The organism is Microcoleus sp. M2_D5 (genome assembly GCF_036701935.1).
Taxonomy (GTDB): domain Bacteria; phylum Cyanobacteriota; class Cyanobacteriia; order Cyanobacteriales; family Microcoleaceae; genus Microcoleus.
In genome coordinates this window covers 58,327-74,987 of record NZ_JAUBRP010000033.1, presented here as the reverse complement: position 1 = coordinate 74,987, position 16,661 = coordinate 58,327, and the positions used below count along the sequence as shown (strand labels likewise).

Below are 16,661 nucleotides of genomic sequence, written 5' to 3'. Positions count from 1 at the left end.
GCCCGTCCTTTTTGGACGGGCGGGACGCCCATCCCACAATAACAATTAAAATTGTAAGTTATTTAATTCGCGATCCTTCGTGGTTTAAATGCTCCACAGCTTAGGAGGGCATTCTCCTGAACTAGGTTGGATTCATCGCCATCGATGTATCCCCCTCGCCGAAAAAACTGGATTGATTTTGCCCGAAGAGCAAATTGATTTTAGAGCAAGCTTGTGGGCTATATTAGCAATGGCTAGCAGCTAGACTAATTCTGCCTAATATCGCGGTGAATATGTCGGCACGTCAACTCACCCAACCGACTTTAATCGCTAAGAGCGATCGCATTGTTGAGCGCACCGAAATGAAAAATTTTCCGGTGAAGTCGCTCAAAATCGATCGCTCATTTGTGGCCGATTTAGCCAGCGCTCCGAGCCATCGCGGAATTCACAAACCCATAGTTCTAATCCCAGATGGCTTAAATCTCAGCATAATTGCTGAAGGAATGGAAGTCCCAGCGAAATGGGAATCGTTACAAGCGATCGCCTAGGAAATCGGGTAGCTTTATATGTTGAGGAAGCCGGCCATTGCTGAGGTTGCCCTTCAATTAATCCGACATCCTGAATTGTTGTCTACCACTATGTGGGATCGGCAATCGTCCCTCATGAAAGCGCGCAAAAGTCTTATAATCAATTTAATGCTCGTGTCGCTCAAATGACTAAAAAAATTATTTTACGGAATAATATAAAAGTGTTTGGACAAGGCACCCAGACGATGATGTTTGCTCATGGATTTGGGTGCGATCAAAATATGTGGCGTTTCGTAACACTGGCCTTCGAGAAGGATTACAAAATCATCCTATTTGATTATGTAGGTTCTGGAAAGTCTGATATTAGTGCCTACACTTATGAACGGTACAGCGACCTCAATGGGTATGTTCGGGATGTCCTCGATATTTGTGAAGAATTGGCGTTGACTGATGTGATTTTTGTAGGTCATTCTGTCAGCAGTACGATCGGCATTCTGTCCTCTATTCAAGCTCCTAATTACTTTAATCGCCTGATTCTCCTAGGGCCTTCACCTTGCTACATCAATGATTTACCAAATTATTACGGAGGGTTTGAGCGCAAAGATATTGAGGCTCTCCTCGATATCATGGAGAAAAATTACATTGGTTGGGCAAGCTTTCTGGCGCCAATGGTGATGCAGAATCAGGATCGTCCTGAGTTAACTGAGGAACTTGAGACAAGTTTTTGCTCTACAGATCCGGTGATTGCAAGTCGCTTTGCCGAGGTAACTTTTTACTCTGACAATCGCAGTGATTTACCCAAGGTATCAGTACCTTCACTGATATTGCAATGCGCTGATGACGTGATTGCTCCCACCCAGGTAGGGGATTACCTCCACCGCCACCTACCTAAAAGTACGCTACGGCTGATGAAAGCTACGGGACATTGCCCGCACCTGAGTCATCCACAAGAGACGATCGAGATGATTAAGGAGTATTTGAGTGTACCTCATACTACCTGATTTGTATGGCAAACATGACCTACGAGATAGACGAGCTACTCAACACGTCACCCTGTGGATTCCTCTCGTTTGCTGACGATGGTACGATCGTAATGGTCAACGCCACATTACTGCAATTACTCGGATACGAAACCGATGAAGTGCGAGGACAGAAAATGGAATTCATTCTGCCAATGGCCAGCCGGATTTTCTATCAAACCCATTTCTTCCCCCTGTTGACGCTCCACGGTACAGTAGAGGAAATTTACTTCTCATTAAGGTCGAAGGAGGGTAGTGATATACCGATGCTGATCAACGCTGTGCGTCGGGAGAAAGGAGGAAACTTCGTCAGCGATTGCATCTTGATCTGTATCCGCCAGCGTATCCTGTACGAAGGTGAAATTATTAAAGCAAAAAAAGCAGCAGAGGCAGCTATTCTCGCCCAAAAGCAAGCGGAAATCGCTCTGCGGAAACAGTACGACAAGGCGATATTACTTCAAGAAATTACTCAACACATCCGTCAATCTCTTGATTTGTCTACAATTTTTGAGATTGCTTCCCAAGAGATTCGCCAGTTTCTTGATGCCGAGCGCGTCGGCATATTTAAGTTCGATCCTGATAGTAAATTTGGATATGGTGAGTTTGTTTCAGAATCCGTAGGCGAAGGATGTAAATTGGTAAGCAAAAATCAATTTAATGACCAGTGTGGTGGTGAACAAGATCCTGATTCATATCAAGAATGGAGAATGCAGGTAGTAGAGAATATCAATAATATTGACCTTCAACACTGTTACCGCGCTCTGTGGAAACAATTTCCGGTTAGGGCTAATTTAGTTGCGCCGTTGCTCAATGGACAAGATTTGTGGGGGTTGTTATGTATTCATCAATGTTCTGCGCCTCGGCCCTGGGAAGAATTTGAAGTTGACCTTGTTAAACAGATTGCTAATCAGTTAGCGATCGCCATTAAACAAGCGGATATTTTTCAGAAGTTGCAGAAGGAGTTAGCCCAAAGGCAGCAGGCTCAAGCGCGGATGAGAGAAATTAATCAACAACTGGCACTCTCTAACGAAGAACTAGCCCGCGCTACTCACCTCTTAGAACAAGTGGTAAATATTGATGGGTTGACTCAAATTGCTAATCGCCGCTGTTTTAATGACCGCTTAGAGCATGAATGGCAGCGGCTATACCGGGAACAAAAACCTATTTCTCTTTTGTTGTTTGATGTGGATTATTTCAAACGCTATAATGATTCCTACGGTCATCAAATGGGGGATAGTTGTCTGTTCAAACTTGCTCAAACGGTGCAAGAGGTGGTGTACCGTCCGGCGGATTTGGTGGCGCGTTACGGGGGAGAAGAATTTGCCATCATTTTGCCTAATACAGATATTGATGGAGCGAGTTCGGTGGCCCAGCGGATTCACGCTGCTATTCAAGCTTTACATATTCCTCACAAAACCTCTGATGTGAGCGATGTAGTTACTATTAGTATGGGTATCGCCAACTTGATTCCGATGTCGGAACTATCATCGGCTGACTTGATTGCGATCGCCGATCGTTCACTCTACCGTGCCAAGCAACAGGGGCGCAATCAGTCCGCGAATTGCGACTACAGTGGCGATTCGATTTTTGACACTGACGCTTAAATCACAATAATTGAGACCGAGGGCAAAAATTTGTCCCCGGTCTCTCAAAATCAGTCATTTTATAAATCTACATGAGCACGGAGGGATTTGAATCAAAGCCTCGCTCTTGAATTACGAATTTCCGTCGTTCTAGCCATTTTTTGCACCCACTCTGAAAGTCCTGTTTTTGATTTGAGCGAACACTGAGCGACGTGCTGTAGGCTGAGTGAATCAGTCAAACTCAGCACTATCAGAGTAGGGAGCGAAAGATGAGCGAAAAATCAAATCCAGTCACAGCGAGTACCACCGCAGACTACCTTGTCGGTTACGAGCGGATTCTAGACTACTTCCAACAAGCACAGAAAGAATGCCCCAAGGGCGTAGGGCTAAAAAGAGACAGGAAGGCTAGCGGTGGTTACATAACGTTGCAATTCAAGTTAGGTAACAAGCGGGTCAACAAAACTTGTGGGTGCTACCTGACGATGCAAGGTATCACTGATGCTCTGAGGAAAGCTCATCTAGTTGCTAGCGCTTTACAATCCTTCTCTAGCGAGAGTCGATTTTTAGTCTGGTATGATGATGTTATTTTGGATAAAAACGTCATCAAAAATGATTTGATGACGTTTGGTGAGGCGATAGCAAAAGTAGAGAAAGAATACTGGGAGGGACGCACTAAACGCCGTCAACAACGTGACAGGAATAATGCTAGCCATCAAAGCTCCTGGGGATGTGTTTACGGACAATATTTTAAACTGCTACCAAGAGAGGTAGTTGTAAACTCAATAGATATTTTGTCTGTCATTCACATTAAGAAGCAAGGAACTAAATGCTTTAAGAACTGCTTGTGTGCAATGAAAAAACTAGCTGAGACTATTGGCGATACTGAGTTGTTGTGCAGACTTAAAGAGATTGACGGCACGCAAACAGAATTTCGGGAAGACCTTCAAACTTTGTCAGTGGATGATTTTCTAAGGCTTCGCATTCAGGTTCTCAGTGTCTCAGATGATAAGCGATACCATCTGGAATCACGCAAACGGTGGCTGTGGGTGTTCTCAATGCAGATGGTGTATGGCTTCCGAGTTCACGAAGTGTTTGCTATTCAGAACATTGACAAACCTTTTAAAACAAAGGATGGCGTTATTATCCCGGCACTAATTGAGCCAAGCAACGTAAAGATGATTGCTGTAGTTGGTGACAGGACATTACTCGATACGACGACTAAGACTGGCTACCGACTGTGTGTGCCGATGCTTCCCCCTACTCATCTCGACTTGATAGAATGCTTAGAAATTAAGTCAGGCAAACTGCCTGAGATTGGTACGCTATCAAGTAATCCGAAAACAATTGCTGGACTGTATAGTGACCGCGCACAGAATATCTTAAGAAGGTGGAATAAAGGTTTTACTCAAACCCACGCTTTGCGCCATCTCGCTAATCTCAGCGGTCAAATGGCTGGGATGTCTCAAGAAACAAGAGCTAAAAGTTTGGGACATTCACCACAGATGAATGAAACTGTTTATAAGCGTCGCGCTAACACTGAGACAACAATTGATTTATTAACTCAGTCTACGAAGGAAGCTATTCCTTTGGGTAGTGCAATCGGGGTACTTAAGCAGTTAGGTAGTGATGTGAAAAATGTCAAACTGCTAGCCGCTATTTACGGCATTTCGCCCGACGAAGTGATGGAGTTGCTTGCCGAATAATTTGAAATAAAACTTTACACTCCCTGTGTTGACAAGGAACTGTAAGTCTGCAATCGTGAGTAACTAAGGAAGATTGATGCGCGGTTGACGAGCACTTGCAATGCTAGCCAAACCACGACTTCCCCAACCGTTCTCTCGAAACCGTTGGAGCCGAATAATTATGACATTTTCAGACGATTGTCTTAACGGACGATCGCAACTCTTAATGATTGAGTTGACGGGGTTTTGCCATGACTAAACCCACCGTCAGCTACCGTCGCATTGACCAATTAAAGGCGATCGCCTATGACCGTGGTTTCACCAATGAAGATGCCAAGCAGTTTGGGAAGCTTTCTAAAACTGCTACTTGGGAAGCGCTGCTAGACATCTACCTCGTTGATGGTGAATCGCTTGACACAGTGAATGTAGACACTGTAGACAGTGCAGCAAACTTTGTATACACTACATCTGAACCGCTTAATGTAGAACGTGTAGACACTGTAGACACCCTAGATTGGACTAACGACGGTTCGTTCCCTGTGTGCGGTTTCACCCGCCAGAATTCCACTAGCTTTTTAGACTGGGTTGACCTCTCTCAACTCATCGCACTCGTACTCGCATCGGCGGGAGTGTTTGTGCTGGCAATGTCTATGTGGCGACAAATCAATCCCTTGAATTTATTTCCCTCCCCTGTTCGCATCAACATTCAAATTGGGACAAAACTATGAGCTTACAACTGCGACTATTCGGTGGCGGCCAGTCCGACGCTGGCCAACTTTCGGCTAGCAACGACGGCAACCACGCGATCGACAAATCCAAGGTATTGGCCGCCACTGACGCCGCCGTCATCACTCCCAGCACGCCCGGTAATTTTGGATCAATCCGATCGGTGCCGGTTGTGCCAGCGCCGCGCTACTTCACCAAAGACGAGGCGGACTCAGTGAAGGACTTGGCAAAAGAGAAAACCGAAGGCGCTCGGCAAGCAAAACGAGCTTATAAAGCGCTGGGGAAGATTGAAGCCGCCGATGCAACAGTGCATAAAGAGCATCGCAAATATGAAGGCGTGGTGGCAGACCAGGAACTCAAGAAAGTGCGATCGAACTCTGGACTTGCTAAAAAGTTGCACGGTTTGCGCCCTGGTTATGCTCGCCTAGGAATGGGAATTGACAAAGCAGATTCCGACGCCAGAACCCGGATTGATGCAATCAAGGCCAAACTCACCGGAGGTGCAAGCTAATGGAATATATGTGGATTGCTGGTAGCAAAAAAGAAGTGAAGGAATTGATAGAAGCTTTACGAGCTAACGGTTTCACGTTTGAGCCTGCCCACTATGCGGAAATAAGCAATTCCCCTTTTGGGCGCAACCGATGCTCCTATACCTTGGAGAATTTTCGCCCTCCCGCCGTCGCTACTCCCCAGCCTCGGCCGTGGGATGCAGTGCTAGGAGGTAAGAAATAATGAAAGCGATGTATCTGGCTAACTACTTCGTTGTCGGATGCGTCGCTTTCTCCCTTTTGGGGTGGATAGCGAGTCTGCATTCAATGGCGATGAAAGCCGTCTCATTCTTGTTAGCAGCTATTGCGATTGCTTGGGGTTTAAGCTGGTTACTCGATTACTCTCTGAGTAAGTTGCTTAAAATTTCAGTAGCTGATTTACAGGCTGTTTTAATTGGCGGTTTAGCGATGCTACTGATTGGTTTGGGGGTATTTCTATGCAGCTAAAACTGTTTGTGTTGAGTGCGTCCTCTGTAGTGTTGTGGTTGACTCCACTAGCAGCACTAGACAAAAAGCTAGACACTCACAAAGCACTGCAAGGTGTCAGCTTGTGTGCTGCGATTGCTTGTGCCGTGTCGGCGGGTAACATCGCCCGCAAACTGTCAGAGCAGGGTGAGATTGAGGCAATTAAAGAGCGGGCAATCACCGCCGATGTGGTGGATGAAATCTCGACAAGCGTATACATTTCTCAAAAACAAAGACAACAGGAAGCGGAACAAATTCTGGCAACAAACGAACGAACCGACGAACAAGAGGCAGAACTCGATTCGATAAGAGAATCACTAGAACTGTTACTGAATCAGACTTATGGCGATTCTGGCGAACTCGCAGTAGTGAATTTATCCACCAAGCAGCGCGAACAAATCGAATTGATTCTGCAATGTCACGCGAAGGGTATCACCGGTAAGAATAAAATCCTTAAAGAAGTTTGGGGAGTGTCAGCCGGCAGTAGCCAAGCCTACCGGGACGCGAAGGATGAGTATGAATTTTTGATGCCGTTCGTGAAGGGGGAAGGTGATGACTAAACAGCCGAATATACCAACAGCAGCAGCCCTAAGATTGACTGGTACTAAGTCAGAAATAGAGTTAGTGTTGGCAGTTCTGCGAGGTAAAGATTTCTTTTGGAAAACTAACGGCAAGTTCTACCCACAACGAGGGGAGGACAATCAGTACGCTTACTACCTCAACGACTTGCAATTGCCTCAGCTTGGGGTAGCAGTCCCGCCAACACCAGGGGAACCACAACCTCGACCGTGGGATGCGGTTTTAGGTGGTCAGGGCGATCGGTAGTGACTCAACAAAAGGCGGGTGAGTCAAGGTTATGCACTGCCAAAACTCACCCTTTTTGCTCAAGGCTTCAAAGCTAGACTAGAAGAGACTTTGAGGCTACCAAAGTATACGCACAACCCTAGGGTTGGTTCGTTGCACTATCACCTATGAACTTAATCTTTTACCCCAAACTGGGAACTCGCAGCAAGCGGGCCCTTACCCGCCGAACTAAGCAAACCCATAAGGGCCCACAAACTCACACTTACCGACCCAAAGGAAACTTGTTGACTAGGCTTGCCCGTGAATCTGGAATGACCATCGATCAGGTACACTCTCAGCTCCAAAAAGAGCGGCAATATCTCTTAAGCCAGGACTCTCTATCCCTGTAAAATTGGTTCTCATGAACAAGTGGTTGATTCGACAAATCCGCCCATCAACTAGAAATATGGCTCCGCAATCGGCAGCCACACTTGTTCGCATGATTGCATCTCGCACGAAGGGTGCAAAAACTCGGCAGGAAGCTCTAGAGAGGGTAGCGAAGCTTGTGCAGGACACTGCTCTTGCTTTACGCGATAGAGGGCTATCTCAAGAGCACATTGTTGCTCGAATAGAAATAATTGTTTCTTTTGCTAGTAACTGGATTGACCTTACTTTTGCCCTGCTGCTAGCTTCTTTCAGCCCTGCAATACTTCTACTAATTTGTCTAGCATCAACGCTAGACAGCAATCTAGTTCCTGAACGCCGGGACTTTACCTTTGAAGAGATAAAGCAAAGTCTCTTAGATCGACATTGGCCGCCACAGAGACAGCGTTGTGATTTCGTAGCTGCGTCCGCTTATTAACTTTGCGGAGCGGTTCCACCTGTCTAGCTCTAAATTTTCAAACTGTAAACGCCAAAAAACCGCTGCCAGCAATTGGAACCTGATGTCAGCGGTCTTTGGTAATCATGCTCGCCCAGGCGGTGAGCAACAATAATGAACACATCATATCCCACCGGGTCAAATTCTGCATTTCAAAATTTCAATCCTTTTATCCCGAAACACTTGGCTGAATGGGTAGAAGGCTCAGCCGTATCGGAAGTGATCGCCTCCCTCAACATCGAATCGCTGCCGGTAAAAGAATTCAACGAACGCATCCTTCCGAAAGAACCCATTAAAACAGGGGGCTGGTGGTGTCGTGGCGTTAACTGGCGGACAGGCGTATTCATGGGTACGCGGTACGGACAAGGCAAGCCAGACAAACCACATCAACCAGAAGGTTCTAAACCGCGCAAATACCTCACAGGTAGCGGCATGGAACCCGACGCAATTTTCCTAGCAATGCCTGATAGAGATTATTGGGCAAAAGTTCACGCTGACAAATCCATCCCCCGTCATTGGACAGAGGGAGCCAAAAAAGCCGGCGCGGGTTTAAGCATTGACCTAGCTGTTATCGCACTCACGGGTGTTTGGAATTGGGGCAAAGACGGAGAACTGGCAAGGTTTGTCAGGGAGTGGGCACAGCCCGACACCATCCACTACATAGACTTTGACTCCGACTATGCGGCCAACCCATCTTGTCGTGCAGCCATTTTGAAGTTTGGCCGCTTACTGGAACAGGAGGGCTGCGAGGTACACGTAACGGTTTGGGATACCAAGTTTAAAGGGATGGATGATTTTATCAAAGCTAACGGTGGTGACGCTTTCAAAGAGGCTGTAGCGAGTGCGTTACCTCTAACTAAGTGGGAGAAACAGCTCAAGAAAGGCGATCGCAAAAATGACACAAACCCTAATATTTCTTTAACTTCCCGCCCGCGCACACATGAGAATGTAGTATCCTTGTCATCCTCTAGTAGTGGAAACGACTACATCCCAGACACAGCGCCTGCCGGAGAGCAAAACTTTGTACTGAAAGCTGAGGAATACCTCTATTCCGAGGGGCATTGGGTGTCTATCGCGGGGCAACTTTATCGGTTTACTGGCACTCATTACGAGTTGCGCCTAGAGGTGGTAGAGAAGCGACGTATTCGAGACTATCTGAGTAATTACGTTGAGATAGTTCGCTCAGTTCCTCGCAAGAAATACGCCAATCCTGCAAGCATTAATCAGGTTTATGACTGGGTAATTGCAGGGTTTGCGGTAGATCCAAACATCATTAACCCTGACGGACTGAACACCCTTAATGGGGTAATTAAAGTCAATCCTGACGGCACTTACAATGTAGAGCCACATGATCCAAAAAACATCTATACCTATGTCGGGTGTAAGTATGACCCCACGATTGACCCGGCAGATTGCGATCGCCTTTTAGAATGTCTGGAGCCATCCCAGCGAGAAATTTTCCTGCGGACGGCTGCTGCTGCACTTAACCTAAAACTGGTGCGCTCAAAGTTGACGGGGCGAGGTGTAAAAGGGCTGCTCTGCCACGGCGAAGGCTCCAATGGTAAGGACACTTTACGGGCCGTGCTCGCTGCCGTTTATGGGAATGGAATGACTGGGAAGTCTTTGTCTGACTTCAGAGCCTATGATACTGGCCGCAAGTTTAATCTGTCAGGTCTGCTAGGGGGTGTCTGTAACTGGGCTTCAGAGAACACTGCAAAAGTAGACCTAGACAATATTCAGAGTCTTAAGCAGTTCATTACTGGTGACCCGATCGACATTGAACCCAAAGGTAAGGACAGCCACGAATACAAACCGGTTGCTACTTTCTTTGCTAATTGCAATAAGCTGCCATCCATCACCGGAGGAACCGAGGCGATCGAAGGTCGGTACGGAATTCTGAATTTTGAAAAGACCTACGCCAAAAATGCGATCGCTGCTGAGGGGCAACTAGAAGCCGACCCGCGCTTTAAGGATGACGAAAAGTTCATTCTTGAACAGATTGCCCCAGCGATGCTTAACAAAATGCTGGAGCGTTGGCCGCTGCTACTTTCCGAGGGTATCGACTACAAGGCAACCAAGGAAGCAATGCAGAAAGCTCAGGAGGAAAGCCGCCACCTTTGGCAGTTTGTCCGCGACGCTGGCATTGAGGTACAAACTGGCGGCCGCATCTACATCAAAGATTTGTGGGAGCGACTGCAAGAGTGGTATGTAGAAACGGGAACGTTAGAGATTGAACCGGGCAATGGCGATCGCAAAGATAAGTTGATTTGGCATGATCTACCCAACAAATACGACACGCCTGTAAAGGCTATAAATCAGGTTTTCGCAAGGTTTTCAGAGATTTTCCCTAAAATTCAAAAAGTACGCCATACAGAGGGTGGCAGCCTTGATCCACTCAAAGGGCAATTCTATCTGTCTGGAATTGTGCAGACTTTTGCTTCACTTGCTTCACTCTCCCACGGCGAGAGGGATACAGCTTCACTCGCTGCTTCACTCACTAAACCGAGTGAAGCAATGAGTGAAGCTACAACCCTTGCTAGCAGAGCAAGTGAAGCAAGTGAAGCAGTTTTGCCAACTATTTTGGACTTTTGCAATTCTTTCTCCAAACTCTCTGATTCCGACAAGCAAAAATTGACAGAATTACTCACTGGCATTCCCTGCTCTGATCCGCTCAAAGCATTCAGAGTCGGAGACAAGGTGGCTGGTAACAAACCAGAGGACTCTAGCTACAACTGGCACGGTCGCATCGTTGAGATTCACACGAGCATCAGTTGCAAGGTTGACTGGCAAGAGCGCGAAAAACACAAGGGCGGCCGGATAATCTCAATGCTCTTCTGTGACCTGCGGAAAATTTAGCCGCTGCCTGACAATCTGACGGATCAATCCCATCCCCCTTAATTGGGGGATTTTCGTGTCTACACGTTTTGTAGACAAAATGTTGACATTGTAGACAGTTATCAGTTATTGTAGACAAATGCTGTATACAGGTGTCTACAATGAGTCAAAGTCAAGTCGTATCGTTCAGGGCTTCCGGTCACTTCCTGAACTGGATAGAAGCTCAGAGGCTAGATGGTGAGTCGGTGAGTCAAGCTGCACAACGCATTCTTAAGGAAGTATCAGGCACGTCTACAACGCTGTCTACAATGTCTACACTAAGCGACACTAACGCGCTGTCTACACTGTCTACAGAATTGTCTACACGAAGCAATGATAGCGTCGTGTCTACAAACATTGTAGACATTGTAGACAAGGCTGTAAGTTCAAGCCTTGACCCCGTGATGGAGCGGATGGCCGCCATTGAGGAACGGCTGGGAAAATTGAGTGCCTGAGTGATGGCAACGATGAATCACTCAGGCAGGAATTGAAAGCGGCCAACAAGCAACTTACAGAATGGGACAAAGAGCTCAATCAGTTACACGAGCGCAACGGCGATTTGGGACTGAAAGTTCAGATGCTGGAGCAAGAACTCAAGGAAGTGCGGCGCGATCGGGAAGCAAATAAAAAATCGGCTCCGACCGTCGCAGAATTTCCAGAGCCAGCCGACCTGCTCAACCAGTTGAAAGCGCGGCGCAAAAAGTCCGGCGCAAACTTGGCAGATATGGAGGTGGTTTTGGAGATACTTGGAACAGATGGGAGCGAAATTTGAGCGGAAAAGAGGACTATCGGTAATACAATTAACCTGAAACCCTTACCCCGCAAAAGACATAGAAAGTGAGCACGGAGGGATTTGAACCCCCGACCCTCAGGACCGGAACCTGATGCTCTATCCACTGAGCTACGTGCCCTCGACTTTCTGAAGTATAACACGTCTTGCCGAAAATGGCGAGTGCCGATCGCAAATTTCCTGGCAGACCTCCAAACTGCTTGAGCCATGCGGGTTAAACTCGCCCGCGCGATCGGGTATCAGGCGCTTCAGGCAGCCAGAGACGGCAACTTTTACCTAAATGATAACAATAATACGACAATGGGTAAAATAATAGACTTTAATCGACCAAACATTAGGTTCACAGGCGATCGGGGTCGAGCATCTACCACAGCTAAAATAGCCCGCATCAATTCCCCTAGCTAATCGGCAGTAAATAAATGGGGCTGCTGTTAAGACAGGTTGTGCAAATACGGTTGTAGACTAAGTTCACCAAACCCCTCAATCTTATGGTTTCTAAAATTTTAGACAAATTACCGCTGCGAACTGTTCTGATAGTTCCATTTGTATTGCAAATCGTCGGAGCCGTGGGACTCGTAGGATATCTGTCTTTGAGAAACGGACAAAAAGCAGTTAATAACCTTGCCAGTCAGTTAATGAGCGAGGTGAGTTTGCGGGTCGAACAAAACCTGCAAGTTTACCTGACAACTCCCCATCAAATCAATCAAACCAAGCTGGATGCTGTCAAACTCGGGTTGTTAAATATGGACAACTTATCAGCTTGGGAGAAATATCTTTGGCGGCAAGTACAAATATATCCATATATCAATTTTACCTCCGTTGGCAACGAGAAGGGAGATTATAGATCCGGCGAACAACTTTCTAACGGCTCCCGAACGATGAATGTGATAGAAACATCTACTGGGTTAAATTTTAATTCTTACAATACGAACGAGCGAGGCGATCGCACTACAGTTACCACTCTTGCCAAAAACTATGATAATCGGCAACATCCTGCGTACCAAAAAGCCGTTAAAGTCGGGAAAGGAACTTGGAGTTCGGTTTATGTTTCCTTACTAGAACCGACATTACTTATCAGCGCTATCCAACCCGTATACAGCGACAAAAATCAGCTAAAAGGAGTATTATTTACTGCTTTGCGTCTCGACCATATTGGAAGATTTCTCAACAGTCTCAAAGTGGGCAAATCCGGTCAAACATTTATTGTGGATCGCCAGGGTACTTTGCTAGCAACTTCCACCACCGAAAAACCGTTTCGCACCAAAGGTAATGAAAGACAATTGTTTAAAGTGGAAGAAAGCAGCAACCCTATTACTAAAGCGACAGCGAAATATTTGACTGCAGAGTTTCAAAAATTAGATAACATTAAAAAATCAGAGTTACTGAGCTTTCAAATAGATGACAAGCGACAATTTTTAAAAGTCTTGCCGTTCCAAGACGGCAAAGGTTTAGACTGGCTGATTGTCCTAGTTGTTCCCGAAGCAGATTTCACAAAAGAAATCGATGCCAATACCCGCACAGCGGTTTTGCTCTGTTTCGCAGCTTTAGGAGTAGCTGTGGCGATCGGCATTCTGACTTCTCAGTGGGTGACAAATCCTATTTTGAGCTTAAATACAGCAGCTAAAAATATTGCTAAAGGTGAATGGGACAAAACAGTAGAAAGCGAACGCTCTGACGAATTGGGGGAATTAGCCAAGTCATTTAACAGCATGGCTCAACAACTGCAACAATCTTTTGAAACTTTAGAACAGCGAGTGCAAGAGCGGACGGCAGAATTGGCTGTAGCTAAAGACAAAGCAGAGGTAGCGAACCAAGCTAAAAGCACATTTCTTGCTAATATGAGCCACGAATTGCGATCGCCTCTCAATGCAATTCTCGGCTTTTCCCAACTGATGACTCGCAGCCAAACTCTATCCCCAGAGCATCAAGAAAATATTAGCATAATTAGCAGCAGCGGAGAACACCTCCTTACCCTGATTAATAACGTGCTGGATTTATCTAAAATTGAATCGGGGCGCACCACCCTCAATCCCCATAAAATAGACCTCTATCGCCTGCTCAATGACTTGGAAGATATGTTTCAACTCAAAGCAGATGACAAGCACTTGCAGTTGGTTTTTGACCGCAGTCCCGATGTGCCACAATACATAGAAACGGACGAGTTAAAATTGCGGCAAATCTTAATTAATCTGCTCAATAATTCTCTTAAGTTTACCCATGAAGGCTGTGTAGCGGTCAGAGTGAGCAAGCAGTTAGTAGGCAGAAATATGCAGCCAGAAGGGGAAAATTTTGAACCCTCGGAGGTATCAATAAATACAGATAATTCCGCCATTAATGAGCTTAAAATATCTCAAAATAGTCAGTCGAACAACCAGATTATTGTCGAGCCAAATGACGCTGCAGCTTCTACCTCTTACTTCTTCCTTCATTTTGAAGTCGAGGATACTGGTCTCGGTATTGATACCAATGAATTAGACGATATTTTTGAACCTTTCGTGCAAACCAAGACAGGCAAAGATTCGCAAGAAGGTACCGGATTGGGATTGCCAATTAGTTGCAAATTTGTGGAATTAATGGGCGGCAAAATGAGCGTCAGTTCTGCTGTTGGCAAGGGAACTACTTTTAAGTTTGACATTCAAGTTATTGCTGTCGATGCGGCTGATATTGAAAGCCCAAAGCCGATCCGGAATGTTATAGGCCTGGTTCCCAACCAACACACCTATCGAATTTTGATAGTAGACGATAAACCGCTCAATCGCCAATTGTTAATTAAAATCCTCTCTCCTCTGGGTTTTGAGCTAAAAGAAGCGAATAACGGTCAAGAAGCTATTGAAATTTGGGATAGTTGGGAACCGCATCTCATTTGGATGGACATGAGAATGCCTGTGATGGACGGCTACGAAGCTACGCAATACATTAAAGGTACTATTAAAGGTCAAGCTACTGCGATTATTGCCCTGACAGCCAGCGTTTTGGAGGAAGAACGGGCAGTTATTTTATCGGCGGGTTGCGATGCTTTTATGAGGAAGCCTTTCCGGGAACCCGATATTTTTGATGCTATGCACAAACATATCGGAGTGCGCTATATTTATGAAGATCCGGCTCAAAGTGATTTATCGGCAATCAAAGAGGGCGATCGCACTATGAGTGCGACTGATTTCGTAAAATTGCCTGATTCACTGGTAGCTGATTTAAAGCTAGCAATACAGAATGCAGATATGGATTTAATTGATACTTTGATAGAGCAAATTCGATTAAAGGATGCAGTAACGGCAGGTGCGATCGCAAATTGTATAGAAAATTTTGAGTACGACAAACTTTTAAAATTAATATCTCAAGCAATATCACATGAATAACGACATTCCTAGCACAGATCGCGGTAATATTTTAGTAGTTGACGATACCCCAGCTAATTTGCGGCTGCTAGCCGGAATTTTGAACAGCAAGGGCTATAAAGTTCGCCCGGTACCTAGCGGTGAGTTAGCGCTTTCGGCGGCAAAAGGTATGCCTCCAGATTTGATTTTGCTGGATATTATGATGCCCGAAATGAATGGATATGAAGTTTGCGAAAAAATCAAAGCTGATGAACGAACTTGCGACATTCCAGTGATTTTTATTAGCGCGATTAATGACGTACTTGATAAGGTAAAAGCCTTTGCAGTGGGCGGTGTAGATTATATTACCAAGCCATTTCAGGTGGAAGAAGTTCTAGTGAGGGTAGAAACCCATTTAGGAATGTGCCAGTTGCGAAAAAAACTCCAACAGAAAAACAATGAACTTACAGTTACTTTAGACCAACTGCAAGCTACTCAGAATCAATTGGTGCAATCGGAAAAAATGGCTGCATTAGGGCAACTGATTGCGGGAATTGCTCACGAAATCAATACGCCGTTAGGGGCTATTCGGTCGTCTATTGGAAATATTACCAGCTTTTTGGATAACAATCTCGAAAGCTTGCCAGTTTTTTTTAAAGAACTGTCTGCTGAACGCCAGCAAGATTTCTTGCGTTTGATGTACAGTTCTAGTCAACAAAATTACTCTTTATCTACTCGAGAAAAACGGGTATTGAAAAAAGGAGTGAAGCAGCAACTAGAGTCGGAAGGCCTTGACAATGCTGACAGCCTTGCTAGCATTTTAGTCAATATCGGATTGCAAGGAAATCTGCAAGAATTCTTGTCGTTGCTCAAAGATCCTGACAGCGAAAATATTATAAAAACAGCCTACGACTTTGCTAGCATTCACAGAAGCGCCCGAACCATAGCTACCGCTACTGAACGCGCTGCAAAAGTCGTCTTTGCCCTGAAAAATTATGCGCGTTACGATGTAAATGGGAAAAAAATACAAGTCAATATTACGGATGGAATTGAAACTGTATTAACTCTTTATCAAAACCAAATCAAGCAGGGTGTAGAAGTTGTCAGAAACTATCAAAATAAATTACCTGTGGTACTGTGTTATCCAGATGAACTCAATCAAGTTTGGACAAATTTAATTCACAATTCCTTACAAGCGATGGAAAATCAAGGAACTTTAACAATTGACGCGCTACAACAAGATACCAACGTGTTGGTAAAAATTATTGACAGCGGTAAGGGGATTCAACCAGAGATTATTCCGAAAATTTTTGAGCCATTTTTTACCACCAAACCTGCGGGAGAAGGCAGCGGGTTGGGACTGGATATTGTCAAAAAAATAATTGAAAAACATCAAGGTAAAATTGATGTGGAGTCGATGCCCGGTAAAACAGTATTTACCGTATCTTTGCCGATTAATTTAACTGAGTAGCTAAAGCGCCGGAGACTGAA

General features: G+C 45.4%; 17 protein-coding genes and 1 tRNA gene. 17 read left to right on the top strand and 1 reads right to left on the bottom strand.

Annotation, left to right across the window (positions count from 1 at the left end; genetic code table 11):
- The first annotated feature begins 272 nt into the window (after positions 1-272).
- The 14 genes from QUA50_RS15835 (at position 273) to QUA50_RS15770 (ending at position 11,838) form a co-directional block, all read left to right on the top strand.
- Positions 273-527, top strand: a complete 255-nt coding sequence (locus tag QUA50_RS15835; RefSeq protein WP_333263490.1) for an EAL domain-containing protein — start codon at positions 273-275, stop codon at positions 525-527.
- Positions 528-619: 92 nt separating this feature from the next.
- Positions 620-1,507 (top strand): alpha/beta hydrolase, encoded by an 888-nt coding sequence (locus QUA50_RS15830; protein WP_333299464.1) that lies wholly within the window; start codon positions 620-622, stop codon positions 1,505-1,507.
- Between the two features lie 5 nt (positions 1,508-1,512).
- Positions 1,513-3,129: a diguanylate cyclase domain-containing protein gene (locus QUA50_RS15825; protein ID WP_333263487.1), complete on the top strand. Its 1,617-nt coding sequence runs from the start codon at positions 1,513-1,515 to the stop codon at positions 3,127-3,129.
- A 248-nt stretch (positions 3,130-3,377) separates the two neighbouring features.
- Positions 3,378-4,811, top strand: coding sequence for a hypothetical protein (locus QUA50_RS15820; RefSeq protein ID WP_333263484.1), 1,434 nt, complete (start codon positions 3,378-3,380; stop codon positions 4,809-4,811).
- 230 nt (positions 4,812-5,041) lie between these two features.
- On the top strand, positions 5,042-5,518 hold the full coding sequence (locus QUA50_RS15815) for a hypothetical protein (protein ID WP_333263482.1): 477 nt from the start codon (positions 5,042-5,044) through the stop codon (positions 5,516-5,518).
- A complete protein-coding gene (locus QUA50_RS15810; RefSeq protein WP_333263479.1) occupies positions 5,515-6,027 on the top strand; it encodes a hypothetical protein in 513 nt (170 codons plus the stop codon). Before QUA50_RS15815 ends, QUA50_RS15810 begins: the two co-directional genes overlap by 4 nt.
- Positions 6,027-6,248 carry a hypothetical protein gene (locus tag QUA50_RS15805; protein ID WP_333263476.1) on the top strand — a complete coding sequence of 74 codons (222 nt, stop codon included), beginning with the start codon at positions 6,027-6,029 and terminating at the stop codon, positions 6,246-6,248. Before QUA50_RS15810 ends, QUA50_RS15805 begins: the two co-directional genes overlap by 1 nt.
- The gene (locus QUA50_RS15800) at positions 6,248-6,511 is read left to right on the top strand and encodes a hypothetical protein (protein ID WP_333263472.1); all 264 of its coding nucleotides are present in this window, start codon (positions 6,248-6,250) and stop codon (positions 6,509-6,511) included. Before QUA50_RS15805 ends, QUA50_RS15800 begins: the two co-directional genes overlap by 1 nt.
- On the top strand, positions 6,502-7,089 hold the full coding sequence (locus tag QUA50_RS15795) for a hypothetical protein (protein ID WP_333263470.1): 588 nt from the start codon (positions 6,502-6,504) through the stop codon (positions 7,087-7,089). The genes QUA50_RS15800 and QUA50_RS15795 overlap by 10 nt, the downstream gene beginning before the upstream one ends.
- Positions 7,082-7,354, top strand: a complete 273-nt coding sequence (locus QUA50_RS15790; RefSeq protein ID WP_333263467.1) for a hypothetical protein — start codon at positions 7,082-7,084, stop codon at positions 7,352-7,354. The genes QUA50_RS15795 and QUA50_RS15790 overlap by 8 nt, the downstream gene beginning before the upstream one ends.
- 379 nt (positions 7,355-7,733) lie before the next feature.
- Positions 7,734-8,174 (top strand): hypothetical protein, encoded by a 441-nt coding sequence (locus tag QUA50_RS15785; protein WP_333263464.1) that lies wholly within the window; start codon positions 7,734-7,736, stop codon positions 8,172-8,174.
- Positions 8,175-8,306: 132 nt separating this feature from the next.
- Positions 8,307-11,048 carry a DUF3854 domain-containing protein gene (locus QUA50_RS15780; protein ID WP_333263461.1) on the top strand — a complete coding sequence of 914 codons (2,742 nt, stop codon included), beginning with the start codon at positions 8,307-8,309 and terminating at the stop codon, positions 11,046-11,048.
- Between the two features lie 140 nt (positions 11,049-11,188).
- The gene (locus QUA50_RS15775; protein WP_333263531.1) at positions 11,189-11,521 is read left to right on the top strand and encodes a hypothetical protein; all 333 of its coding nucleotides are present in this window, start codon (positions 11,189-11,191) and stop codon (positions 11,519-11,521) included.
- Between the two features lie 32 nt (positions 11,522-11,553).
- Positions 11,554-11,838 (top strand): flagellar alpha dynein, encoded by a 285-nt coding sequence (locus QUA50_RS15770; RefSeq protein WP_333263458.1) that lies wholly within the window; start codon positions 11,554-11,556, stop codon positions 11,836-11,838.
- 66 nt (positions 11,839-11,904) lie between these two features.
- Here QUA50_RS15770 and QUA50_RS15765 read toward each other — a convergent pair.
- Positions 11,905-11,977: transfer RNA gene (locus tag QUA50_RS15765), tRNA-Arg, on the bottom strand.
- Positions 11,978-12,063: 86 nt separating this feature from the next.
- Here QUA50_RS15765 and QUA50_RS15760 point away from each other — a divergent pair.
- From QUA50_RS15760 to QUA50_RS15750, 3 genes are all read left to right on the top strand, one after another.
- On the top strand, positions 12,064-12,261 hold the full coding sequence (locus QUA50_RS15760; RefSeq protein WP_333263455.1) for a hypothetical protein: 198 nt from the start codon (positions 12,064-12,066) through the stop codon (positions 12,259-12,261).
- 83 nt (positions 12,262-12,344) lie between these two features.
- Complete coding sequence (locus QUA50_RS15755) at positions 12,345-15,212, top strand: ATP-binding protein (protein ID WP_333263452.1); 2,868 nt, start codon at positions 12,345-12,347, stop codon at positions 15,210-15,212.
- A complete protein-coding gene (locus QUA50_RS15750; RefSeq protein ID WP_333263449.1) occupies positions 15,205-16,641 on the top strand; it encodes a response regulator in 1,437 nt (478 codons plus the stop codon). Before QUA50_RS15755 ends, QUA50_RS15750 begins: the two co-directional genes overlap by 8 nt.
- Positions 16,642-16,661 lie beyond the last annotated feature (20 nt).

Bases quoted from the DNA above. Each gene is read 5' to 3' on its own strand.
- QUA50_RS15835 (WP_333263490.1), top strand. From the start codon at position 273: ATGTCGGCACGTCAACTCACCCAACCGACTTTAATCGCTAAGAGCGAT.
- QUA50_RS15810 (WP_333263479.1), top strand. From the start codon at position 5,515: ATGAGCTTACAACTGCGACTATTCGGTGGCGGCCAGTCCGACGCTGGC.
- QUA50_RS15750 (WP_333263449.1), top strand. From the start codon at position 15,205: ATGAATAACGACATTCCTAGCACAGATCGCGGTAATATTTTAGTAGTT.
- QUA50_RS15795 (WP_333263470.1), top strand. From the start codon at position 6,502: ATGCAGCTAAAACTGTTTGTGTTGAGTGCGTCCTCTGTAGTGTTGTGG.
- QUA50_RS15800 (WP_333263472.1), top strand. From the start codon at position 6,248: ATGAAAGCGATGTATCTGGCTAACTACTTCGTTGTCGGATGCGTCGCT.
- QUA50_RS15760 (WP_333263455.1), top strand. From the start codon at position 12,064: ATGCGGGTTAAACTCGCCCGCGCGATCGGGTATCAGGCGCTTCAGGCA.
- QUA50_RS15785 (WP_333263464.1), top strand. From the start codon at position 7,734: ATGAACAAGTGGTTGATTCGACAAATCCGCCCATCAACTAGAAATATG.
- QUA50_RS15820 (WP_333263484.1), top strand. From the start codon at position 3,378: ATGAGCGAAAAATCAAATCCAGTCACAGCGAGTACCACCGCAGACTAC.
- QUA50_RS15775 (WP_333263531.1), top strand. From the start codon at position 11,189: ATGAGTCAAAGTCAAGTCGTATCGTTCAGGGCTTCCGGTCACTTCCTG.
- QUA50_RS15825 (WP_333263487.1), top strand. From the start codon at position 1,513: ATGGCAAACATGACCTACGAGATAGACGAGCTACTCAACACGTCACCC.
- QUA50_RS15780 (WP_333263461.1), top strand. From the start codon at position 8,307: ATGAACACATCATATCCCACCGGGTCAAATTCTGCATTTCAAAATTTC.
- QUA50_RS15815 (WP_333263482.1), top strand. From the start codon at position 5,042: ATGACTAAACCCACCGTCAGCTACCGTCGCATTGACCAATTAAAGGCG.
- QUA50_RS15755 (WP_333263452.1), top strand. From the start codon at position 12,345: ATGGTTTCTAAAATTTTAGACAAATTACCGCTGCGAACTGTTCTGATA.
- QUA50_RS15805 (WP_333263476.1), top strand. From the start codon at position 6,027: ATGGAATATATGTGGATTGCTGGTAGCAAAAAAGAAGTGAAGGAATTG.
- QUA50_RS15790 (WP_333263467.1), top strand. From the start codon at position 7,082: ATGACTAAACAGCCGAATATACCAACAGCAGCAGCCCTAAGATTGACT.